We start from the raw sequence: 22,425 nt of genomic DNA, 5'->3' as shown, positions 1-22,425 counted from the left end.
TCATGGCGTTTGAATTGATGAAACAATCAGGTTGGTATGAGCGCATTGTTCGTCCGCTCGTCTGGGCTCCCGTCTTCGCCCACCGTCGGTATCGAGCGGCGAAGTGCGCACGGTTGTTCGAGAAGCTGGCGATCGAGGACGGTAAGTTGCTGGCTCATGTCCGCGCTCAAAAAGAGCATGAGTACCTGGGAGAGCGGTCGCCGCTGGTCAGCATCACCACGCCGACGTACAACCGGGGGCAATTGGTGGCGGAAAGCACCCTGCCGGCCGTCCTGGCGCAGAGCTATACGAATTTTGAATGGTTGATTGTGGGCGACCACTGCACCGACGATACCGTGGAACGCATGGCGACGGTGAAGGACCCGCGGGTGTCGTTTTATAATCTGCCGACGCGTCCTCAGTATCCCAAGAACAAAAGGAAGCGGTGGATGATCGTGGGCACTAAGGCGAACAACCTCGCGCATCAGATGGCCAAGGGCTCGTGGATCTCGCATCTCGATGACGACGATGTGTATACACCGGATCACATAGAACAACTGTTGACATGCGCATTGACCGGAAATCTTGAGTTCGTCTGGGGCCGGTCTCGAGTGGAACTCCAGCCCGGCACATGGGAAGAACGGGGTGCGGCTTTCGGTGCGGACGGAAAGAGCCCGGGATATGTGTCCCATTCCACTGTGCTGTACCGGAAGTACCTCGACCAGGTTTTTCCCTATGATCCGCAGACCCCCCTCAAACTCAACATGGGCGGCGACGCATTCCGGTGGAGACGAATGGTCAACGCCGGTGTCCGCGTCGGGTTCGTCGACCGTATTGTGACCTTGATTCCGCTTCGTCCGGGAGAGGCAGTCCGTACCATTTCGCTGCTCGACTGACCGGACTGAGGTCCTGCCGAGATCTTTCCACGCGTTTGCTTGGAGAAACGATTTTGCCGGCGTTCGCCGGTTAGACCACAAGGACCGCTTCTTGTCCATCATGACTGACCCGTGTCTCATTATCGGTGAAGTGGGGCAAGCCCACGACGGAAGCCTGGGGTTGGCCCATGCCTATATCGACGCGATTGCCAACGCGGGGGCTGATGCGGTCAAATTCCAGACACATATTGCGCAAGCAGAGAGCACGCCGGGTGAGCCCTGGCGGGTGAAGTTCAGTCGCCAGGATGCCACGCGCTACGACTATTGGCGACGCATGGAATTCTCAGAAGAACAATGGCAAGGTCTTCGCGCCCATGCTGCGGATCGTAGGGTGAAGTTCATCAGTTCACCGTTTTCACTGCCTGCCGCTCAGATGTTGCAACGTGTAGGGTTGGATGGGTGGAAGGTCGCATCAGGGGAGATTACCAACCGCCCGCTGCTTGAGTTCATGGTCGCATCCGGCATCCCGATCCTGCTATCGACGGGCATGAGCGCTCTCTCGGAAATCGACGAGGTCGTCGGGTTTTTGGAGACACATCAGGCGCCTACCACCCTGCTTCAGTGCACGACGGCGTATCCCTGCCCACCGGAAAAGATCGGCCTGAATCTTATTCCGATGTATCGGGCCCGGTACCGCTGCCACGTCGGGCTGTCGGACCATTCAGGGACTATCTATGCCGGCCTGGCAGCAGCAGCAATCGGGATCGAAGCACTCGAAGTTCACGTGACCATGAGTCGGGAGATGCCCGGGCCGGACGTGCCGGCGAGTGTGACCGCCGATGAACTCCGTCAGCTTGTCGAAGGGATCCGGTTCATTGAGAAGACCCGAAATCACCCTGTTGATAAGGATCAAATGTCGGAAGAAATGCGGCCGCTCAGGCGCCTCTTTACCAAAAGCGCCGTGGCGATGTCGGACCTTCCTGCCGGAACGATTCTTTCATCCGAACATCTGACGTTCAAGAAACCTGGTACAGGGATTGCCGTCGAACGAGTCGGAGAGATCCTGGGGCGCAAGCTGCGACGGATGGTCCCGGCAGATACACTCTTTTCGCAGGATGATTTCGAGCCATGAGGACCCCTGTTCTAGATGTCCCGCCCGGGCAGTATCGTATTCTCAACCTCGAGCCCGAAGGATACTGCGGAGAAGCGCGTGCGGTCCTGGCGCGGTTAGGCGAGATCAACGACGGGCCGCTGTGTCGGCGCGAACTGCTGGAGCGTATCTCAGCCTATGACATTCTGATCGTCCGGCTACACCATCAGATCGATCGGGAAGTGTTCGAAGCGGGCAAGAATCTGAAAGCCATCGTGTCGGCGACAACCGGCCTCGACCATATCGATCTCGAGACGGCAGAGGCACGGAATCTTCCTGTCCTCAGCCTGAAAGGCGAACAGATTTTTCTGAGCACCATCACCGCGACGGCTGAGCACACCTGGGGATTGTTGCTTGCCCTTATGCGACGCATTCCTGAAGCGATCGATTCCGTCCAGGCTGGACGATGGAATCGAGACGCTTTGAAGGGACACGATCTGGAAGGAAAACGGCTCGGCATTGTCGGTTTCGGGCGGTTAGGAAAGCAGGTTGCGATCTACGGATCAGCCTTCGGGATGCGTGTCGCCGCATACGACCCCTTCATCGACACCTGGCCGACAGCGGTTCTGCGCAAACCGTCTTTGCTTGAGTTGCTTGCAGAGAGCGATGTGGTGACCATTCACGTCAATCTTCATCCGGGCGCTGTGAATCTCATCGGCAGAGCGGAATTGGCCGCGCTTCCAGGAGGCGCTGTGCTGGTGAATACGTCGCGAGGGCAGATCGTGGATGAAGCGGCCCTGCTGGATGCCCTCGTTGCCGGACGGCTTAGCGGAGCGGCGCTGGACGTGCTTGCGGAGGAACGCCGCCACGACATCCGTTCAAACAACCCGCTGCTGGTGTATGCCAAGCAGCAGCGTAATTTGCTGATTACTCCCCACATCGGAGGAGCCACTCATGAAGCCATGTGTAAAACGGAAGTGTTTATGGCTCATAAATTGACTCAATTCCTCCACAACCTCCCGGCCTAACGGAAGCCGGATCGGAGTCATTATGCGGAAAGTGTGTGTCGTCATCACTGCTCGGCCGAGTTATTCCCGGATCAAAACCGTGCTTCAGGCGATCAAGTCTCATCCGGATCTTCAACTCCAGCTCATCGTTGCCGCGTCGGCTCTGCTGGAACGGTACGGCGAGGTTGTGAACGTCATTCGCGCCGACGGCTTTCAACCGGACGCAATTGTCTACATGGTGCTGGAAGGCGAGAACCTGATCACGACCGCGAAGTCGACCGGTTTAGGCGTCGTCGAACTTGCCACGATCTTCGACAATATCCGCCCCGATGTCGTGATCAGTGTCGCGGATCGCTTTGAAACGATCGCGACAGCCATTGCCGCATCCTATCTCAACATTCCGGTGGCGCACGTGCAGGGCGGAGAAGTCACGGGATCGATCGATGAGAAAGTCCGGCATGCAGTGACGAAGCTCTCTATGCTGCATTTCGTCGCCAATCGGCAGGCGGCAGACCGGGTGATCCGCATGGGAGAAGACCCGGAGATGGTCTTTATCACCGGCTGTCCTTCCATTGATCTCGCTGAACGTGTTCAAGGCTCCATGGATAATGGCTTTGACCCTTTTGCGGGTTATGCCGGAGTCGGGAACCGCTTCGACGCGCGCCAAGGCTACATGGTGGTCATGCAACATCCAGTCACCACCGAGTATCGCGATTCTGCATCGCAGATTCACGAGACGATTTCTGCCGTCAGGACGTTGAACCAGCCGACCTTCTGGTTCTGGCCCAATGTGGATGCCGGTTCGGATCAGATCTCGAAAGGCCTGCGCCAGTTCCGCGAGACCGGGGAGACATCGCAGATCTATTTTTTCAAGAATATGACACCGGAGGATTTCCTCCGACTTCTCGCCGGCGCCCGTTGTCTCGTAGGAAACTCCAGCGCGGGGATCAGGGAGGCGTCGTATCTTGGTCTTCCGGTGGTCAACATCGGAAATCGTCAGCAGGGCAGAGAGCGAGCGAGGAACGTCATCGACGTCGGATATAACGCTGCCGAGATCGTGGAGGCTACCGAGAAACACCTGGCCAATGGCCGGTATCCCTCTAGTCCTCTATACGGCGACGGCAAAGCAGGCGAGCGTATTGCGCAAATTCTGGCCCGGGTCCCGCTGACCGTAGAGAAGAGGATTGCATACTGATGGACAGGACCCAGAAAGTACTGGCAGTGATTCCGGCTCGGGGCGGCTCGAAAGGGGTGCCTCGCAAAAACATTCGGTCCGTCTGTGGGAGGCCGCTGATTGCCCATACCATTGAACATGCCCGCGCAGCGCAGCATCTGTTCCACCGCATCATTGTGAGTACAGATGATGAGGAGATTGCGGCGGTGGCAAGAGCGTATGGGGCGGAGGTGCCATTTCTCAGGCCGGCGAATCTGGCTCGCGACGAGTCACCTATGATTCCCATGCTCCAACATGCGGTCGAGTTTATTGAAAGACAGGATGCGGTCCGTATGGATTGGATTTGTCTTCTCCAACCGACGGAACCGTTTCGTACGGTTTCGGATCTTGAGCAGTGCCTCCGTTTGGGGATGGCGGGCGGTTGTGATTCCGTCATCAGTGTGGTGCGGGTTTTTGCCACACACCCCATCCTGATGAAGCGCATCGACAATGACGTCCTCCTGCCGTTTTGCGTGGAAGAGAAGGAAGGCACCAGACGGCAGGATTACCAGCCGGCGGCGTACATGCGTAACGGATCGGTCTATCTGACCAGGCGGGGCGTCTTGATGGAGCAGGGGTCCATTTGGGGCCAAACGATTCGTCCCTACGTGATGCCTCTGGAACGATCGGTGAGTATCGATACAGAACTCGATCTCAAGCTGGCCGAACTCATGATGTCGGAGCAGATCGCCCTAGAACGAAGTGGAAATCTCTAACATGTGTGGCATTAGCGGATACGTCGACTCAGAGCGAGTCGCCTCTGATCGCACGATTCAACTCATGACCCGTCCCCTCGCGCATCGCGGGCCGGATGGGGAAGGCGTGTGGGTTGAATCTCGCGTGGCACTTGGCAACCGGCGTCTGGCCGTGCTCGATCTCTCCTCCCGCGGTCACCAGCCGATGATAAGTCACGATCGTCGTTACGTCATGACCTACAACGGAGAGGTGTACAATTATCTCGAGTTGAAGTCCGACCTTGGGAGGTCATTTGAAACAGGAACTGACACGGAAGTTGTCCTTGAAGCCTTTGCCCGGTGGGGGCCCGACAGTTTCCACCGGCTGAACGGAATGTTCGCCTGTGCGATCTGGGACCGTCTTACCGAGCGATTGTTGTTGGTCAGAGATCGTTTCGGGGTCAAGCCGCTCTACTATGCCGAAGTGGACGGTACGCTCTATTTTGCGTCGGAGATCAAATCACTCGCAGCGGCTGGCGTCCCCTTGGAGCCCGACCAGGACACCTGGTTCGCCTACCTCCGCTTCGGTGCCTATGATGACGGTTCCGGTACCTTCTTCAAGGGTATCAGGCGGGTCCCTCCTGGCCATTATCTTTCCTGGCAAGACGGCCGTATTGAGCTACATCGCTGGTATGACCTTCCGGAACGGGTGAAGTCATCCTGGCCGGACGAACGTTCGGACAGCATTGTCGGCGAGGAATACCACCGGCTTCTCCAGGATGCTGTGCGAATTCGGTTCCGCTCAGACGTCCCCGTCGGGGTCTGCCTCAGCGGTGGCCTGGATTCCTCGACGCTGGTTGCGCTGTTGAAGGAGCTGTTCGGTTCAGGCCAGGATATCCAGACCTACCACTTCGCCTGTGGTGATGCCGCCTACGATGAAACACCATGGGTCAGGAAATTGCTCGCAGAAACCCGCTATCCGCTCAACATAGCGTATCTTGCTGCGGCTGAGATCCCCGACCTCGCCGAAGAAGCGATCCTTTCTCAAGAGGAGCCGTTCGGGGGATTTCCGACCTTGGCGATGATTCAACTCTTCAAGCTGGCCAAGAGTTCCGGAACAACGGTGCTGCTGGACGGGCAGGGCCTCGACGAACAGTGGGCAGGGTATAGTTACTACGCACAAGGCGCAGGGAGTGCCTTATCAGGATCCATGCCCGTCCAGGGATCTCTCAATGGGTCGACCAGCCATGGGTGTCTCTCAGAGGCCTTCACCTCGCTGCGGCCTCGGCCGGTCTATCCGGAACCCTTTCGAGGCCGGCTGTCGAACCTTCGTTATTGCGATCTCCGGTATACGAAACTTCCGCGGGCATTGCGTTTCAACGATCGAGCTTCCTCACAAGCGTCCTGCGAGTTGCGGGAACCGTTTCTCGATTACCGGTTGGTTGAACTGGCCTTCAAACAGCCTGATCATCGTCTCATCCGCCACGACCAGCACAAATATCTCCTCCGGGAAATCGTTCGCCCGCTCCTGCCGAAAGACTTTGCTGAGGCTCCGAAACGGCCCGTGCAGACACCACAGCGCGAATGGTTGCGAGGGCCCCTCCGGGACTGGGTGGAGAGTTGTCTGGCGCATGCAAGCGTCACCCAGAGCGGATGGTTTGACAAGATTCGTCTGCATGAGTCATGGGAGCGATACCTCCGGGGCGAGAGCGACAATTCTTTTTATGTGTGGCAATGGATCAGTGTCGCGCTCAATCACCATCTGATTGAATCGATGAAAGCCGCTCACAAGACGTAGATCGCTTCGGATCGCACCCGTTGCCTGTTCACCCTTGTGCCGTCCGGCGACACCATTGAAACAGTTGTGATCAACGTGAGACAGATCAGGTGAAGACACAGAGAACCGCCGTCATTCTTGCGGGATCCGAGGGACTCGGTCTCGCCGCCGCGCAATGCCTCGGGGAGGAAGGACATCGCGTTGTTATCTTCTCGCGCTCCAGGGAGAAGCTTGATGCCGCGCGGACCGGCTTCATCAAACGCGGTCACGACGCGCTCATCTTTCCCGGAGATCTGGCTTCATCCGACGATCTCGAACGGCTGTTCGGTTTTGTAGAAGAGCGCTTCGGCGGTACCGACATCCTGGTCAATAACACAGGTGGCCCCAAGCCAGGGAATATCCTCGATCTGCCCGATGACGCCTGGCGTACGGCATTTGACGAGCAGGCCATCTCCCTGATGAGAGCAATCCGGCGCGTCGTACCGGGCATGCGCGCGCGCCGGTGGGGGCGCATCATCACCATCGCGTCGCTGTCTGTGAAAGCTCCGATCGAAGGGCTGGATCTTTCCAACTTCATGCGCGGCGGTCTGGCCGCAGTGCACCGCACACTTGCCCGCGCGCTTGCTCCGCATGACGTCAACGTCCATATGGTATTGCCGGGCTCCATTATGACTGCCCGGTCACGTTCATTGATTCAGAAAAGGGCCGATAGTCTTAAGACCTCTTTCGACGAGGCACTTTCCACCTCAATCGGGCGCATCCCGAAAGGGCGCCTGGGGACGCCGGAGGATGTCGGCCACGTGGTCGCCTTTCTCGCGTCGGAACGCGCCGCCTATCTCACCGGAAATTTCATCCGGGTGGATGGCGGCATGTATGCGGGGCTTGACTGATGCTGACACCTCCGTTCACCGCTCTCATCAAGCATCTTGCTGCGAGTTATGCTTCGCTCGGGCGTCCGGTCAAGCTCGCCCCGCTCACCTTTGAGTTTCAAGTCAGCAATAATCTGTTCGAATACTCGGCGACCGGCGGGCGGTTCCTGTTAAAGGTGATGGCTCATCCCCAGGCTCTCTACGGGCAGCAGGGGGTGGCCGAGCGGCTCGAGGTCGTGGGTCAGGCGGTATTCGAGCTCCATCGTGCCGGCCTCCCGGTTGAAGAGATCGTTCGTGGTGACGATGGGTGCTTCGTTCATCGTTACCAGGGCCATCTCTTACGTCTCTATGTGTTCAACAATGGCAGGGTATATGCCGACCCGGAATTGGACCCCCGACGCAGTGCGAGTTCGCTGCGTAGACTTCATGCCGAAGGACTGGCTTGCCTCAGCGAGGAAACCAGAAAGAGGATGAGTGGTTTTCACAAGGCGTATCCCCTTCGTACGACCGCAAGCGAGGTGCCCACGCTGCAGGGATTTCTTAAGGACCAGGCCCCGGCTCGCCAGGCCTATGCCCGGATTCTCGACCAGTGGGATATTGTCGAGTGGGCCGTGGAACGAACGCTCAGCGATCGTCCCAGTTTGCCGCCTAACGAGTGCCTGGTCCACACGGATTTCCATCCGCGGAACGCGCTATTCAATCACGATCGAGACCAGGCGACCATGATCGATCTCGACAACATGATTATCGACCGGCGGCTGCCTTGTCTGGGATTTAGCATTGTGCGGTTCGCCTTTTTGCAGCGCGAGCGGAGCCCCGAGGTCTTGCGGAAGGCCATTGCAGTATTTGCGGGGGCGGAGCATCAGAAGCCGGAATTTCTTCATGACTTACACCATGCGATGGTGGGCATTGAAATCGAAAAGGTGTTGCGGATCCTGCATCGGGTAAGAACGACGGGTGAATACACCTGTTTCATCGACAACATCTGTCCGCTCCACCTGGCAAACATCAAATTTCTCAAGGCGAGTGGCGTCTGTGCGTGAAGACCGGATCGCACGAATTAGTTGGGAAGGAACGGTCTGGTACGCTGCGCCGGATGAAACCGACCTGGTGCTCTTGTCCGGATCGCCGCTCGACGGGTTCACGAAGACAAACAAGCGTGTCGCCGCAGCAAAGGTCCGGTTCCTGCCGCCAGTCCCTGCGACGAAACTGGTCGGGATCGGCGCCAATTTTCCAGGGGAGGAGCCGCTGGGGCCTGATCCTTACCCATCGTTCTTTATTAAACCGCCGTCATCGTTCACGGGTCACCTGACAACCATCGAGCTGCCCCCTGTCTTTCGATCGGTCGTCGCAGAAGGAGAGCTAGGGGTGGTCGTGCGGCGGCGATGCCGGAACCTGACCAAGGACGAGGCGCCGGGTGTCATCTTAGGGTGGACAGTGGTCAACGATCTTTCAGGTCGTGACAGCACCCTCCGTGTGGTTCCGCCTGCGGTGAAGAAGTCTGCGGATGGGTTCGCACCGATGGGTCCCTATCTGAATCTCGACTCCACGATCCGTCCGTTCACTCTCCTCACACGGCGGAATGGAGAGGTCGTCCAGCAGGGTACGACCGCAGCTATGAGATTCGGCGTGGTGGAGTGCCTGGTTTACGTATCGAGCATCATGACGCTGGAACCCTACGACGTGGTGGCCCTGGGCACCCCGCCGCCAAAGCCGGCCGTAGTTCCGGGTGATGAGGTGGCCGTCGAGATTGAAGGAATCGGACGGTTGGTGAATCGGATCGCAGCCTGCGGAGCATGCGGGCACGCCACGGCAGAAACCGTGTAAAGGGGAGACGATGAAAGTATTGTTCGCGGGACTCGGTTCAATTGGCCAACGGCATGTCCGGAACCTTCGTGCGCTGATGGGCGAGCAGGTCGAGATCCTCGCCTATCGGGCTAACGGCGATAGCCCTGTCCTCAACGCAGACATGACCGTAAAGCAAGGCGCTACCCTGGAGTCGACGTACAACATCCGATCCTTTTCGAATCTTGATGACGCCTTGGGTCAGAAACCGGATGCAGTGTTCGTGACGAATCCCAACAGCTTGCACCTGTCAGTCGCCTTGGCGGCAGCCAAGGCGGGATGTCACCTGTTTATCGAGAAGCCCCTCGCTGATTCTCTCGATGGGGTCGAGGAGCTGATAGAGATTGTCGAGCGCAAGAACCTGACGGCCTTTGTGGCCTATCAATTTCGTTTCCATCCGGGGTTGCGCTGGATCAAGAATCTGCTCGAAGAACGCCGTCTCGGGAGGCTCGCTGCCGTCCACATCGTGAACGGGGAGTATCTTCCGGACTGGCACCCCTATGAAGACTACCGGCAAAGCCACGCCGCGAGGAGGGCCCTCGGGGGAGGGGCGCTCCGCATTCAAACACACGAATTCGATTATGCCTTATGGCTGTTCGGAATGCCTCGCCGTCTGTACGCCGTCGGAGGACACCTCAGCGGGCTCGAACTCGACGTCGAAGATTCCGTCAGTGTCCTGCTGTCCTGTGAGGATCGCGGCGGAGTCTTTCCAGTGCACATTCACCTGGACTACCTGCAACGGCCTGCGCAGCGAGTTTGCGAAGTGATCGGAGATGCCGGGAAGGTTCACTATGACTTTTATAGCAATCAGGTGGTCTTTCATGACGTGAAGTCACGAACGACTCAGCAGATCCAGTTCCGCGGGTTTGAGCGCAATCAGATGTTTGTGGATGAACTCCGCCATTTTCTTGCCTGTTTACGGGGCGAAACTCAGCCGCTGGTCGACCTGCGGGAATCAGTCCGCAGCCTCCGGTTCTCTCTCCTGGCCGACGAGTCGCTTCGTGGGGGCGCCCCCGTGGCCTTCGCGCCCGATCAACGGACCACGCTCGCCGACAACCACTGAATCCTGGCGCTTCAACTGAACGTGGAGACGCCTCCGCTCCAAGGACTCCACGCAACCCGGAAATCAGGCAACGATATGATGCCGACGATGCTCCAAGAAACAACCGCGTTCCGTTGTCCCGTATGCTTGGCTCAGGAAACGGCCGTTGTCCGGCCGTACCGGAGCGGAGCGACGCAATCGCGGGGCCCTTTTTCTGGACTCTCCATCCGGTCGTGCGAACAGTGCCATGCCGCCTTTGCCTGCCCATTGCCTCAAGAGAACGAGCTTGAAGCGTTTTACGCGGAAAATTATCGGGCGGAGCGGGGACAGAGCGGCGACGACACCCGCCCCGATGCCTGGGATGGCGGTTCCGTGAGGGCCCGTGCGCAAGTCGAATTTGTCCTGGAATCTCTGAGGGTAGTGGGAAGTTGGCTCGACATCGGGGCCGGCCATGGATTGCTGCTTGACGAAGCCCGCCGGCAACAGGTTGCCAGAACAGGGGCGATCGAACCCGACCTACGCTGCGGCAGGCAGATACAGGAAGCAGGGCATCACCTGTACGCCAGCCTCTTCGAGACGAGGACTTTCTGGGATGTGGTCAGTTTTTCCCATGTCCTGGAACATTTGACGAGACCCCGTCAATTTCTGAAGGATATTCAGCGCCTCCTGACGCAACAGGGACACGTGTTCTGCGAAGTGCCGAATGAGGAACACTTATCTGAATCGCCGCTGGACCTTCCCCATCTGCTGTTCTTTACGCAGGCATCCTTGATTCGGCTTTTCCAGGAGAGCGGCATGACGATTGTTGCCGTGTCGAGTTGCGGGCGGACAACGCCCGAAACCGGATGGCGCCATATCATGAGAGAAGGCGCCCGGCGCGCCTCGCAGAAACTGTTCAATCACCCTCCGCACTGGATCGATCGGAGGGTGCATCCTCACTTTCACTATCACGAAGACCGGTCAGCAGGCGCCTGGATTCGCCTGTTGGCGAGAAAGGCCTGATGGATCCGACGATACTGGCGCTCATACCGGCGCGGGGCGGCTCGAAAGGCGTCCCTCGCAAGAACATCCTCCCGATCGCGGGAAAGCCGCTGATCGCCTACTCGATCCTGCAGGCGCTGGCGTCGAAATGGATCAAGCGAGTCGTGGTATCGACGGATGATCAGGAGATTGCCCAGATCGCACGGGAGTGGGGAGCCGAGGTCCCATTCATCCGTCCGGAGTGGTGCGCAGGAGACGCGTCACCGGATATCGATGTGTTTCGCCATGCGCTGAACTGGTTCTCAGAGCAGGAAGGGTACTCACCCGAGTTGGTGGTTCATCTTCGCCCGCCGGGGCCCGTTCGTCGCGTCGAGCACATCGACGAAGCCATTGAACTGTTGCGGTCGCACCCCGAAGCGGATGCGGTCCGCTCGGTGAGTGTCGCCCGTCAGACCCCGTACAAAATGTGGCACGTGAACTCGGCCGGTCAGTTGCAGCCGGTGCTTCGGATCGAAAACGTGCCGGACTGCCAATCGCTCCCGCGACAACAGTTGCCGGTTGTGTATTGGCAGAATGGATACGTAGATGTCATCCGGCCCCGCGCCATTCTTGAGAAGCAGTCCATGTGGGGAACGTGTGCGCTGCCCTATATCCACAACGAGGAATTGCTGGAAGTCGATTACCCGGAGGACATCCCTGCAGTTGAACAGGCTCTCCATCAGATGCAATACGGCGGCGAGCGCGTTACCGCACAAGGGATGCGTCATCCCGTCTGAATTACATACGCCGGCGGCCCGGTACCGCCGCTCCGCACGATTCGACTCTCTGACCGACCATTCTCTCTCATCACGATGCGCGTCACCCGATTGATGAGCCTTCTGGCCTACTATGGATTCGCGAGGCATTTGCCGGCCTCGGACAACAGTTATGGCAAGTGGGCACGGGTCCTCCGCCGGGCGACCTGCCGCGGGTTGTTTGCACAGATGGGACGTGGCGTCAACGTGGAACAGAAGGCCTTCTTCGGCGACGGACGCAATATCCGCATCGGAGACTATTCCGGCCTCGGCATTAACTGCCGATTGTATGGTCCGGTCTCCCTGGGGAAGCACGTCATGATGGGACCGGATGTTATCATTATCACCTCGAATCACAAGTCCGACAGGCTGGATATCCCGATGACGGCGCAGGGTGGCACCGGCCCTGATCCCGTCGTCATCGGTGATGACGTGTGGATTGGAACGCGGGTGATCATTTTGCCCGGCGTCACCATCGGCCACGGAGCCGTGCTCGCCGCAGGCTCGGTTGTCACGAAAGACGTCCAACCCTATGCCGTTGTGGCCGGCAATCCGGCAAAACTCATTCGCTATCGCAATGCCCAGTTGAAGCCCGCCTGCAGTGACAGTTCCCGGGAACAGGGCCTGTACAAGGATAATTAGGATCGAGGTGAGGCCTCCACGATCTTCGGACCCGTGGATGTAATCGCCGAAGAAGTTGCTGGACCATCAGTTCAGCGCCAATCCATGCGTTGTCCGTTATTCTTCAAGTCACAAACAGCCGACACACTTATTTTTTACAAAGGAGGGGTACGATGAGCCGCACTGTTCAGATAGGGAAGTTTTCAGTGGGTGAGGGGCAACCCTGTTTCATAGTTGCCGAGATCGGGATTAATCACAATGGAAACGTTGAGATCGCCAAGAAGCTTATCGACACCGCGACGCTTGCAGGCTGCGACGCCGTCAAATTCCAGAAGCGGACGCTTGAGATCGTCTATACGCCTGAGGAACTGAGCAAACCTCGCGAAAATCCTTTTGGAAAGACCAACGGTGATCTCAAGCGCGGGTTGGAATTCGGGCGCGAACAGTACGGAGAAATCGATCGCTACTGCAGGGAGAAAGATATTCTCTGGTACGGGTCCTGTTGGGATGAACCTTCGGTCGACTTCATGGAGCAGTTCAACCCGCCCTGCTACAAGATCGCTTCAGCAAGTCTGACCGACGACAATCTATTACGGCATCACCGGAGTTGCGGCAGGCCGCTCATTATTTCGACTGGAATGAGCACCATCGAGCAGATCGATCATGCGGTCGAAGTATTGGGGACCAATGATCTCATTATTCTTCATTGCACGAGCACCTATCCTTCGTCGGTGGAAGAATTGAATCTGGCAGCCCTGCAGACGTTGCGCGAGCGGTACGACGTCCCGATCGGCTACTCGGGTCACGAAGTCGGCTTAGCCACGTCGGTTGCCGCAGCGGCGCTGGGAGCCTGCATGATCGAACGCCATATCACGTTGGATCGGGCTATGTGGGGAAGCGATCAAGCGGCTTCGATTGAGCCGCAGGGTGTGTGGCGTTTGGTAAAGGATGTTCGGGCCATCCATAAAGCTATGGGCGACGGCAAGAAGTGCCTCTACCCGAGCGAGGTGCCGGTGATGAACAAGTTGCGTCGAGTGGGCCTCTGATCCGTTTCGTCACACGGGAGAAGACATCTGATGAGCTCAGGGAATCTTGCGGATGCCGGCGTCCGCGCTCGGTTCGACCTCTCCGGCCGGGTCGCGGTCATCACCGGAGGCGGAGGCCTCTTGGGTGCGCAACACGCGCACGCGATCGCGGAGATGGGAGGGACGCCGGTCCTGATCGATATCGACACGCGCCATGCGCAGGAAACCGCTGAGCGCGTGTCGAACAAATACGGCGTTCCGGCCGTCGCGCTCGCTGCAGACATCACGCAGCCGGAGTCGATCCTTGGAACCGTCCGGCAGGTGACCAAACGGTTCGGACAGATCGATATTCTGATCAACAATGCCGCCCGCAATCCGAAACAAGAGCAACTCAAGGGCGCGAATGAGGGGAGTTCCAGACTTGAGGAATTTTCGCTGACGAGCTGGAATGAAGACCTTGCCGTGGGGCTCACAGGCGCATTTCTGTGCAGCCGGTTGATTGGCCAGGACATGGCGAAGCGCGGCAGGGGCGTGATTCTGAATATCGCTTCCGATCTTGGAGTCATCGCCCCTGATCAGCGTATCTATCGCCGCGCGGATCTGCCGGATCATCAACAACCAGTAAAGCCCGTCAGCTATTCTGTCGTCAAACACGGGTTGATCGGATTGACCCGATACCTCGCCACCTATTGGGCTGAACATGGAATTCGGGTCAATGCCCTGTCCCCGGGAGGTGTCTATACCGGGCAGGACCAAGAATTTGTGGCTCGTCTGACCAGCCTGATTCCCCTTGGGCGGATGGCCCGACAGGATGAATACAAGGCTGCAGTCGTGTTTCTCGTGTCGGACGCGTCGTCCTATATGACGGGCACGAATATGATTATGGATGGAGGACGTACGGTATGGTAACCACAATTCGAGTGCTTGCATTGGACATTGATGGGGTACTGACGGATGGCACGGCGTCCCTATCCGAATCCGGTGATGAAGACAAACGATTTTGCTTTCAGGACCTTGACGCCGTGACGCAAGCGAAACGCGCCGGTCTTACGGTCGCCTTCGTGACTGGCGAGGACACGCCATCCGTCGATCGATTGACGCGCCGTTTCAATTGCGATCTGGTGAGGCGGGGAGTGAAGGAGAAATTGCTCGCGCTGGAGGGGCTCGCGCGCGAGTTGAACGTCAGGCTCGATGATTTCTGTTACGTCGGCGACGGGGACCGCGATGCTTCAGCGCTGCGGCACGTCGGGTTGGGACTGGCTCCTCTGAACGCAACACCGTCGGCCAAAGCCGCTGCGCATCGCATCCTGTCCAAACCCGGTGGAGCGGGGGCCGTTGCGGAAGCGTGTGGCCTGATACGCCAGATCCACATGTTTGAGGAAAATGCGGGTGCCCTGGAAAAGGATATGTACGCGATCGTCAAGAACAGCCTCGAAGCCCATCAGCGTCTCCTTGAGCTGTCGTTGCCGACACTGGTGAAAATCATGCAGGCTTTCGTGCGGACCATCCGTTCCGGGAATAAGATTCTGCTGTTCGGAAACGGCGGCAGCGCCGCAGATGCCCAGCATGTGGCCGGTGAATTGGTGGGCCGTTTCTTGCGTGAAAGCGAGCCCTGGCCGGTCATCGCCCTCACCACGGATTCCTCGATTCTCACCGCTGTCGGCAACGACTGGGAGTTCGCTGATGTGTTTGCCAGGCAGGTCCGCGCTTTGGCCAAACCGGGAGATCTCGTGGCAGGCATCAGCACCAGCGGCCGATCCGCAAACGTGATACGTGGTTTGCAGGCGGGGCGGGCCAAAGGGGCCGCGACGATTGGATTTACCGGCGCCAGCGGGGGAAGCCTTGCGGAGCATGCCGATCTCTGTTTCCGGGCGCCGGCCGATTCGACGCCACGCATACAAGAATTGCATCTGCTCGCCTGGCATACGATCTGCGAGATGGTCGAACGGGAACTCCTGCGAACCGTCTGAATGTGATGATTCATCTAATAAGTCTGTTCTCATGAGCATCATTATCGGCTGCGACAGTTTCTTGGCCTTGCGTAACGTACGGACCGGCGAGCTCGGCCGCTGGCTGGCCGGAACGAAAATACAGGTCTGGGTGGATCCGAACAAATTGCCCGGTTCCCTTGCGGCCAAGCCGGAAGGGACGTTCATAGAGGCGCTCGAGGAGTTTGACGTTCGACATGATCAGGCATTGGACCGGTTGCATTCCTCCGTGGGTTTTGTGCGGAAGTGTTATCAGGATCCGTCCACGATGTGGGCCGACTTCCTGTTCAGTTGTTATCGCCACAACAGCACAAAACCGTTGCGCCGGGTCGCCAGCATCAGCCGGGCAGCGGGTAGGTTCGGGCGGTTCTGGCTTGCGGGACGATGCGGCCTGGCTGAACGCTGGCGCGCCAAATTCTCCCAGACCTTGCGGAAACATCCGATCACTGAGGCCTACCGACGACGGTTGCGGAAGGCGGGGGCTACCGTCGTCGCAAGTTTTTCGCCCGAGGGGGCGCGGGAGATGGCCCTCGTCGAGGCTGCCAACTCTCTCGGCATTCCTACTCTCGTCATGATCCGCTCCCGCGACAATCTGCAGCACAAAATTCCTTATCTCCCCTTCGCCGATCTTTATCTGGTGTGGTCGAAAGTGGCGCGAGACTGCCTCTTGACCATGTATCCGGAAACCTCTGCCGATCAGGTTCATGTCACGGGCGCGCCGCAATTCGACCACCATCTCGATCCATCGCTTCGCCTGACGCGAGAGGAGGTATTCTCGCTGATCGGACTCGATCCAAGCCGCCCCCTCATTCTCTACACCATGGCCACGCCCACGGTTATTCCTCATGAGGTTGCGATTGCACAGCACCTGGCCGATGCCGCGCACGCGGGCCGGTTTGCACGCGGGGCACAGCTGCTCGTCCGCGGCCATCCCAGAATGTTCGGGTCAAACCTCAAGCTCCTGGAGAGAGAATACCCGGAGGCCCGCAGCTATCCACGTCCGACCCAAGTGGAATATGGAGGGGGGGAACATGAAGCCCACCTCGTGCGGCATATCCTCGACGAGGAAACCATGCACCTCTCTCTCCTGGCGAACCAGGACGTGCAAGTGAATGTCTGTGGAACGATGACCATCGACTCGGCCATTTTCGACAAGCCGACGGTTAATGTGTACTACGATCAGCTTCCAGGCATCCCTGAGGCGCTGTCGGTGCGGCGTTTCTACAAGCGCTCTGATACAAAACAGATGATGTCCTATGGCAGCTCACAGTTGGCCGATGATGGAGAGCACTGTATCGATCTGATCAATCGTTACCTGGAGGATCCATCTTTGGAGGCCGAGGGGCGCCGGCGCGCCCGTGCCGAAGATTGCGGTCCGCTGGACGGTCAGGCCGGTAGACGCACGGCCGAATTTCTGAAACAGCTGAGCAAGCACCAAGCACCCTCCACGGGAGCCTATGACTACACAGCAGAATCTCGATCAACGGTATCTTGAGTTCGCGGCGAACACGCGTCGGGTCTTCGAGCGGTTTCCCCAACTTGAGCCGTTGCGTCAATTCATCTTTAGGGATTTGCTGGTCCAGCCGAGACCCTTTGGCTGGCGTGAGTCCGCGAAGCAGTGGCTCCGCCCTCTGGTCCGCCGGGGGCACAGCGCCGGCGCGTGTCGGCCATGCGATATTTTGATCTGGATCGAGGGAACCCGTGAGGTGATTCGTGAATCGTTGTTGCCCGTATTTCACGAGCTCACCTCCCGCGGCGAGAATGTCCGACTCGTCTCGATGAACGGTCCCGCTGATCTGCCTCCTTCCTCTGTGACGCTTCGGTTCCCGAGTGTGTTCTTCCTTCCCGCCTGGACGAAGCAGGCCTGGGAGGCCCTTTGCCAGGCAGAGACGAATCTGGCGCAACCGGCGCTGGCCCGTTGGTTCTTCAACGCCTGCGCCGATGTACAGGGCCTCCTGAATGAAGTGGATCAGATTCTTGATGCCACCAGGCCTCGTGTGGTCGTCACGGCCTCCACGCAATTGATCGGCGGAGCCGCGCTCTTGGTCTCTGCCCAGGCTAAACAGATGCGAACTGTCCTGTTGCAACACGGTGTGCTGCAACCGTTCTATATTCCGATGCTGGCCGACCGGATGTGCACCTGGGGACGGTCCTCCAGTGAAACCCTCACCAGCCTGGGCACGGATCGCCGACGGCTGGAGGCGCTCGGGAGCCCGAGACACGATGCTATGCGGCCGGCCCCCAACGGCCAGGCAAAGCGGCAGCTGCTCAGGAGTCTGTCGCTTGAAGACAAGCCGACCATTGCCTTCTTCTCCAATGGCAACGATCTGTCCCGGAATGGATCAGCTCCGGGCGAATGCGTGCAATGGCTCGAGGCCGCAGCGGAACGATACCGGGGCCGGATCAATATCATTGTGCGCCTCCATCCGAACGAGGATGGGTCGCTCTATCGTCCAAATTCGCATCTGGTGATCACAAAGGATTGTCCTGAGTTTGCGCTCCTCTTGGATGGTTGTGATTGCGTGGCTTCGCTCTGTTCCACCGCCATGCTGGACGCGTTGTTGTACCAGAAGCCGGTCTGGCACTTTCACGCCGATGGTTGGCCGGAGTTGGCAACGAACTGGCAGGAAGGCCTGGCTCAACGAATCGGTTCAGCGAATCAGCTTTGTGCCATGATCGAGCAGGCGCTCCAGGGTAAGGCACTGCAGGATCACGCACCCAATCTGGCTGAAACGGTCTTTGTCAATCACGGGCGTGCGACACAGGCGGTCGCCGATTTTCTCGTGACCCAGGCCGATACCTGTACCGTCATGTGATCGAATGACTCCATGACACGCCGAAACGAGTTCCGATGAAGCAGGGATTGACCAGAGTCATACGGGGTCCGTACACGGCATTCCGGCTGTTCCTGGACCGCATTTGTACTCCCGTCTGGCTGCGCTGGCTGGGGGTGACCTGTGGCCAGGGCTGCTCCTTCATCGGACGGCCGATCATTACCTTGGCTCCCGGGGGAACCATTGCTCTGGGAGAGGGAGTGCGTGTCTTCAGCCGCGTGAATAGCAACCCGGCCGGGCTGCCTCATCCGACGATTCTCGCCGCACTGACGCCGGAAAGTGTGATTGCCATCGGGAAAGAAACTGCCGTGTCAGGGGCGTCAATCGCCGCTCGGGTTCGGGTCACGATCGGCCGCCATGTCATGATCGGGGCAGGGGCCTGTATCTGGGACACCGACTTTCATCCCGTCGATCCCTACCAGCGGCATCAGCATCCGACGCATGCAGCACGGTGCGCTCCGGTCATGATCCATGATGACGTGTTTATCGGCGCGCGTGCGATGATTTTAAAGGGGGTGACCGTGGGGTGGGGCGCGGTCATCGGCGCCGGCGCAGTGGTCACCAGGGACGTCGGAGCCTGTCAGATCGTGGCTGGCAATCCCGCCGTGGCCGTAGGGTCATCGCTTTGTAAGAATGAACGGGTGCGGGAAGATCCATGAAGATCGTTGTGACCGGCTCAAGCGAGCTCATCGGTTCGGAGGTGGTGCGATACGTTGACGCCCTGGCGTGGACAACATGCGGGCCGGGTTTTTCGGACGGGGAGGAGACACCGGACGGAAGCAGATGCGGCTCGAAACCCAGTGCCGCAACTTCCGCCACCATGAACTCGATATCCGCGATCGCGCTGGCGTGCTTTCCTTCATTGAGGAACTTCGCCCAGGCACGATCGTGCATGCCGCGGCCCAACCGAGTCACGACCTGCTTGCCTCCCGGCCCTTCGACGATTTCGATGTCAACGCGGTTGGCACGCTCAATCTTCTTGATGCAGTGCGGCGCTATGCGCCATCCGCCATCCGCCATCTTCGTATACATGTCGACCAACAAGGTTTACGGTGACGCACCGAACGGTCTGCCGTTGGTGGAGCTTTCGTCGTGTTGGGAGTACGCCGAAGCCGGCGATCGTGGTGGCATCCGAGAAGATATGCGGATCGATCAATCCAAACACTCTCTCTTCGGCGCGTCGAAGGTGGCGGCTGACGTGATGGTGCAAGAGTACGGACGATACTTCGGATTATCCACCTGCTGCCTGCGGGGCGGTTGCCTGACCGGCCCGAACCATTCGGGAGTAGAGTTTCACGGTTTTCTCAGTTGCCTGGTGAAGGTCAACCTGACCGGCGGCCTATACCGGATCTATGGGTATAAAGGCAAATAGGTCCGTGACAACAGTCATTCGTACGATGTGGCGAGGTTCATCCATCACTTCATAGAGAAGCCTCGGTGCGGCGAGGTATACAACCTGGGTGGCTGGCGGAACAACTCTTGTTCGATCCTGGAGGCGTTCGAGATGGTCGAACAGATCACGGGGAAATCCATGACCTATGAGTACACCGACAGGAATCGGGAAGGAGACCACATCTGCTACATCTCGGACCTCTCCAAGATTCAAACGCACTACCCATCTTGGGCCCTCACGATGACATTACCGGCGATCCTGGAAGAAATCTGTTCCTCTTGGAAACAACGACTGGATACCGGCCTTTCTGTGCCCTTACTCTCCGAGAGATGATCGTATCCTGTCTGTATCGAACAGTTTGACTCTCTTTCTGGTCAAGAGGAGGCCATATGAACGCCCAGGACACCACGTATGTCAACAATGAGGCCGCATCGAGAAGTGGTGAGCAGATCGACTTCTCGTTCGGAAAGAATTGGCTGGCTTACGTCTCGGGACTCGAGGAACGACATATTACGGCGGCCCAACGTTCGTTTGTCGAATCCACCGGGCTGACAAGCCTCGCCGGGTACAGCTTTCTTGATGCCGGATGCGGCAGCGGACTATCCAGTCTCGTGGCTTCTCGTCTCAACGCGGAGAAGGTCGTCTCGTTCGATATTGACCCCAGTTCCGTGGCATGCACCGAACAACTGCGATCGCGATTCGCGCGGGATGCCAGCAGATGGGAAGTCCATACGCACTCTTTGCTCGACCGCGACCTGCCGTTGAAGATCGTGCCGGCGAATATTGTCTGTTGTTGGGGAGTCGCGCATCATACGGGAAGTATGTGGGAAGCCATTGATCATGTCGCGGGGTGCGTCGCAGAGGACGGCATGTTGCTTCTGGCGATTTATAATCGCACGAAACATTCCGGCACATGGCTGACTATCAAGCGCATCTATAACTGGGCGCCGGCGCCGATTAAAAAATTGTTGCTCCTTGGGTTTCATACCAAGACCTTTACCAGCCTGATGCTGCACGGCCAGAATCCGCGTCGCTTTCTCCAGCAATATGTCAAAAACCGGGGCATGAGCTATTTTCGTGATGTCGAAGATTGGCTGGGTGGCCTGCCGTATGAGTATGCTTCGGTCGATGAGGTACGCTCGTACCTGGCTCCAAAAGGCTTCGATTTGATACGGATCAACCATGCCGCCTCCCACGGCTGCAATGAGTTTGTGTTTCAAAAGCTAAGCGCACAGGGCCGGAGGTGAGCGGGATGGGAAAGGTGCTGCTTATCTCGTGGGGTGTTCCTCCGGAGACAACAGGGTCGGCGATCATCGTCGGAAATTTGGCGAAACAGTTCACCCATGAGGAAATGATCGTCGTCGGGGAAAAACCTTCCGAACGGCCTTCGGTGGGCTGGAAGGAGGATTGGCCTGAAATCGTCTATATAACCCGAGGCTGGCCACCAGCGAGACGAGGGGCAAGGTGGTGGCGACGATGCCAGCTCCCGTTGTTATTGTTCCGGAGTTGGTATCTCGCCAGGAAACACCGGTGTACCAACATCCTGGTTGTATTTCCGAACGAAGAGTTTCTGTTTGTCGGGTATCTCACGGCAAAACTGACCAAAGCGCACCTCTATCCCTATTTCCATAATACCTTTGTGGAGCAGTGCGCTTTAAACAGTGTCCATCACCGAATCGCGCAATGGCTGCAATCGCGCGTTTTCGACGAAGCGGATCACATTTTCTTGATGAGTGAAGGCATGGTCGAGCTCTATCGTGAACGGTATCCGGAGGTGCCATGCTCAGCGTTGCTTCATTCTTTTAATGAAGACATTCCCGAGTTTGTTCCGCAGTCCGATCCGGCGTCACCGGTTCGGTTCGTGATGTCCGGCAACATTAACGCCTCCTGCACGGATGCGGCGACTCGCGTTTCGTCCGCCATTGCCCGGATCGATAGTCGGCTGACCATACTTTCCGGATCTCCGAAACAGTATCTGGATGAGCTCGGGATACTTCGCCAGGGGGTTCACTACGAAACGGTGTCCCGAGATCTTGTCCTCAGTCGTCTCAGCGAGGCAGATATCGTGATCCTCGCTCATGGCTTTAAGGGAAGCTTGTCTGAGGAAGAGTACCGCACGATTTTTCCGACGAAGACGATCGAGTACCTTATTTGTGGGCGTCCGATCCTGGCCCATGCTCCCCCCGATTGTTACCTGACGCGTTTTCTGCGCAGGCATCAATGCGCGCTGGTTGTCGACACCCCTGAGGAAGAGGCCGTCCTGGCGGCCGTTCGGCGCCTGCGCGAGGAGGCCGATCTGCGGACCTCGCTCGTCCGGAACGCCCTTCAGACTGCAAGACTATTCCATGCACCGGTTGTGGCGGCGGGTCTGCGCACCATCCTCGAGAAGAACGACAGAAAGTTGTACCAGTGACAACT

General features: G+C 58.2%; 21 protein-coding genes and 1 pseudogene. All 22 read left to right on the top strand.

Annotated features, from left to right (window positions below):
• Positions 1-2 precede the first annotated feature (2 nt).
• Complete coding sequence (locus GDA65_11880) at positions 3-875, top strand: glycosyltransferase (protein MBA5863393.1); 873 nt, start codon at positions 3-5, stop codon at positions 873-875.
• A 100-nt stretch (positions 876-975) separates the two neighbouring features.
• A complete protein-coding gene (locus tag GDA65_11875; GenBank protein MBA5863392.1) occupies positions 976-1,986 on the top strand; it encodes an N-acetylneuraminate synthase in 1,011 nt (336 codons plus the stop codon).
• Positions 1,983-2,972, top strand: a complete 990-nt coding sequence (locus tag GDA65_11870) for a hydroxyacid dehydrogenase (protein ID MBA5863391.1) — start codon at positions 1,983-1,985, stop codon at positions 2,970-2,972. The genes GDA65_11875 and GDA65_11870 overlap by 4 nt, the downstream gene beginning before the upstream one ends.
• Positions 2,973-2,994: 22 nt before the next feature.
• Positions 2,995-4,146, top strand: coding sequence for a UDP-N-acetylglucosamine 2-epimerase (hydrolyzing) (neuC, locus tag GDA65_11865; GenBank protein MBA5863390.1), 1,152 nt, complete (start codon positions 2,995-2,997; stop codon positions 4,144-4,146).
• On the top strand, positions 4,146-4,880 hold the full coding sequence (locus tag GDA65_11860; GenBank protein ID MBA5863389.1) for an acylneuraminate cytidylyltransferase family protein: 735 nt from the start codon (positions 4,146-4,148) through the stop codon (positions 4,878-4,880). The genes neuC and GDA65_11860 overlap by 1 nt, the downstream gene beginning before the upstream one ends.
• A 1-nt stretch (position 4,881) precedes the next feature.
• Complete coding sequence (asnB, locus tag GDA65_11855) at positions 4,882-6,636, top strand: asparagine synthase (glutamine-hydrolyzing) (GenBank protein ID MBA5863388.1); 1,755 nt, start codon at positions 4,882-4,884, stop codon at positions 6,634-6,636.
• Positions 6,637-6,725: 89 nt separating this feature from the next.
• A complete protein-coding gene (locus tag GDA65_11850) occupies positions 6,726-7,505 on the top strand; it encodes an SDR family oxidoreductase (GenBank protein MBA5863387.1) in 780 nt (259 codons plus the stop codon).
• Positions 7,505-8,527 carry a phosphotransferase gene (locus GDA65_11845; GenBank protein ID MBA5863386.1) on the top strand — a complete coding sequence of 341 codons (1,023 nt, stop codon included), beginning with the start codon at positions 7,505-7,507 and terminating at the stop codon, positions 8,525-8,527. Before GDA65_11850 ends, GDA65_11845 begins: the two co-directional genes overlap by 1 nt.
• A complete protein-coding gene (locus tag GDA65_11840; GenBank protein MBA5863385.1) occupies positions 8,442-9,311 on the top strand; it encodes a DUF2437 domain-containing protein in 870 nt (289 codons plus the stop codon). The genes GDA65_11845 and GDA65_11840 overlap by 86 nt, the downstream gene beginning before the upstream one ends.
• Before the next feature lie 10 nt (positions 9,312-9,321).
• A complete protein-coding gene (locus tag GDA65_11835; GenBank protein ID MBA5863384.1) occupies positions 9,322-10,392 on the top strand; it encodes a gfo/Idh/MocA family oxidoreductase in 1,071 nt (356 codons plus the stop codon).
• 75 nt (positions 10,393-10,467) lie between these two features.
• A complete protein-coding gene (locus GDA65_11830) occupies positions 10,468-11,373 on the top strand; it encodes a methyltransferase domain-containing protein (protein MBA5863383.1) in 906 nt (301 codons plus the stop codon).
• Positions 11,373-12,128: an acylneuraminate cytidylyltransferase family protein gene (locus GDA65_11825; protein ID MBA5863382.1), complete on the top strand. Its 756-nt coding sequence runs from the start codon at positions 11,373-11,375 to the stop codon at positions 12,126-12,128. Before GDA65_11830 ends, GDA65_11825 begins: the two co-directional genes overlap by 1 nt.
• Positions 12,129-12,203: 75 nt before the next feature.
• On the top strand, positions 12,204-12,788 hold the full coding sequence (locus GDA65_11820) for an acetyltransferase (GenBank protein ID MBA5863381.1): 585 nt from the start codon (positions 12,204-12,206) through the stop codon (positions 12,786-12,788).
• A gap of 152 nt (positions 12,789-12,940) precedes the next feature.
• Positions 12,941-13,813, top strand: a complete 873-nt coding sequence (locus GDA65_11815; GenBank protein MBA5863380.1) for an N-acetylneuraminate synthase — start codon at positions 12,941-12,943, stop codon at positions 13,811-13,813.
• Positions 13,814-13,843: 30 nt separating this feature from the next.
• Positions 13,844-14,701 carry an SDR family oxidoreductase gene (locus GDA65_11810; GenBank protein ID MBA5863379.1) on the top strand — a complete coding sequence of 286 codons (858 nt, stop codon included), beginning with the start codon at positions 13,844-13,846 and terminating at the stop codon, positions 14,699-14,701.
• Positions 14,695-15,762, top strand: coding sequence for an SIS domain-containing protein (locus GDA65_11805; GenBank protein MBA5863378.1), 1,068 nt, complete (start codon positions 14,695-14,697; stop codon positions 15,760-15,762). The genes GDA65_11810 and GDA65_11805 overlap by 7 nt, the downstream gene beginning before the upstream one ends.
• A 31-nt stretch (positions 15,763-15,793) precedes the next feature.
• Complete coding sequence (locus GDA65_11800) at positions 15,794-17,275, top strand: hypothetical protein (protein MBA5863377.1); 1,482 nt, start codon at positions 15,794-15,796, stop codon at positions 17,273-17,275.
• Positions 17,238-18,596 carry a hypothetical protein gene (locus tag GDA65_11795; protein ID MBA5863376.1) on the top strand — a complete coding sequence of 453 codons (1,359 nt, stop codon included), beginning with the start codon at positions 17,238-17,240 and terminating at the stop codon, positions 18,594-18,596. The genes GDA65_11800 and GDA65_11795 overlap by 38 nt, the downstream gene beginning before the upstream one ends.
• Positions 18,597-18,631: 35 nt before the next feature.
• Entirely contained in the window at positions 18,632-19,273 is a 642-nt protein-coding gene (locus GDA65_11790) for a hypothetical protein (GenBank protein MBA5863375.1), read from the top strand.
• Positions 19,270-20,340, top strand: a pseudogene (locus GDA65_11785) (NAD-dependent epimerase/dehydratase family protein). The gene GDA65_11790 and the pseudogene GDA65_11785 overlap by 4 nt, the downstream one beginning before the upstream one ends.
• A 56-nt stretch (positions 20,341-20,396) precedes the next feature.
• Positions 20,397-21,254: a methyltransferase domain-containing protein gene (locus tag GDA65_11780; GenBank protein MBA5863374.1), complete on the top strand. Its 858-nt coding sequence runs from the start codon at positions 20,397-20,399 to the stop codon at positions 21,252-21,254.
• Between the two features lie 5 nt (positions 21,255-21,259).
• Positions 21,260-22,420 carry a hypothetical protein gene (locus GDA65_11775; protein MBA5863373.1) on the top strand — a complete coding sequence of 387 codons (1,161 nt, stop codon included), beginning with the start codon at positions 21,260-21,262 and terminating at the stop codon, positions 22,418-22,420.
• The last annotated feature ends 5 nt before the right edge of the window (positions 22,421-22,425 follow it).

Origin of the sequence: Nitrospira sp. CR1.1, assembly GCA_014055465.1 — a bacterium.
Lineage (GTDB): Bacteria > Nitrospirota > Nitrospiria > Nitrospirales > Nitrospiraceae > Nitrospira_A.
This window is presented reverse-complemented; position numbering and strand designations above follow the sequence as displayed.

Bases quoted from the DNA above. Each gene is read 5' to 3' on its own strand.
- GDA65_11880 (MBA5863393.1), top strand. From the start codon at position 3: ATGGCGTTTGAATTGATGAAACAATCAGGTTGGTATGAGCGCATTGTT.
- GDA65_11875 (MBA5863392.1), top strand. From the start codon at position 976: ATGACTGACCCGTGTCTCATTATCGGTGAAGTGGGGCAAGCCCACGAC.
- GDA65_11870 (MBA5863391.1), top strand. From the start codon at position 1,983: ATGAGGACCCCTGTTCTAGATGTCCCGCCCGGGCAGTATCGTATTCTC.
- neuC (MBA5863390.1), top strand. From the start codon at position 2,995: ATGCGGAAAGTGTGTGTCGTCATCACTGCTCGGCCGAGTTATTCCCGG.
- GDA65_11860 (MBA5863389.1), top strand. From the start codon at position 4,146: ATGGACAGGACCCAGAAAGTACTGGCAGTGATTCCGGCTCGGGGCGGC.
- asnB (MBA5863388.1), top strand. From the start codon at position 4,882: ATGTGTGGCATTAGCGGATACGTCGACTCAGAGCGAGTCGCCTCTGAT.
- GDA65_11845 (MBA5863386.1), top strand. From the start codon at position 7,505: ATGCTGACACCTCCGTTCACCGCTCTCATCAAGCATCTTGCTGCGAGT.
- GDA65_11835 (MBA5863384.1), top strand. From the start codon at position 9,322: ATGAAAGTATTGTTCGCGGGACTCGGTTCAATTGGCCAACGGCATGTC.
- GDA65_11830 (MBA5863383.1), top strand. From the start codon at position 10,468: ATGATGCCGACGATGCTCCAAGAAACAACCGCGTTCCGTTGTCCCGTA.
- GDA65_11825 (MBA5863382.1), top strand. From the start codon at position 11,373: ATGGATCCGACGATACTGGCGCTCATACCGGCGCGGGGCGGCTCGAAA.
- GDA65_11820 (MBA5863381.1), top strand. From the start codon at position 12,204: ATGCGCGTCACCCGATTGATGAGCCTTCTGGCCTACTATGGATTCGCG.
- GDA65_11815 (MBA5863380.1), top strand. From the start codon at position 12,941: ATGAGCCGCACTGTTCAGATAGGGAAGTTTTCAGTGGGTGAGGGGCAA.
- GDA65_11810 (MBA5863379.1), top strand. From the start codon at position 13,844: ATGAGCTCAGGGAATCTTGCGGATGCCGGCGTCCGCGCTCGGTTCGAC.
- GDA65_11805 (MBA5863378.1), top strand. From the start codon at position 14,695: ATGGTAACCACAATTCGAGTGCTTGCATTGGACATTGATGGGGTACTG.
- GDA65_11800 (MBA5863377.1), top strand. From the start codon at position 15,794: ATGAGCATCATTATCGGCTGCGACAGTTTCTTGGCCTTGCGTAACGTA.
- GDA65_11795 (MBA5863376.1), top strand. From the start codon at position 17,238: ATGACTACACAGCAGAATCTCGATCAACGGTATCTTGAGTTCGCGGCG.
- GDA65_11790 (MBA5863375.1), top strand. From the start codon at position 18,632: ATGAAGCAGGGATTGACCAGAGTCATACGGGGTCCGTACACGGCATTC.
- GDA65_11780 (MBA5863374.1), top strand. From the start codon at position 20,397: ATGAACGCCCAGGACACCACGTATGTCAACAATGAGGCCGCATCGAGA.
- GDA65_11775 (MBA5863373.1), top strand. From the start codon at position 21,260: ATGGGAAAGGTGCTGCTTATCTCGTGGGGTGTTCCTCCGGAGACAACA.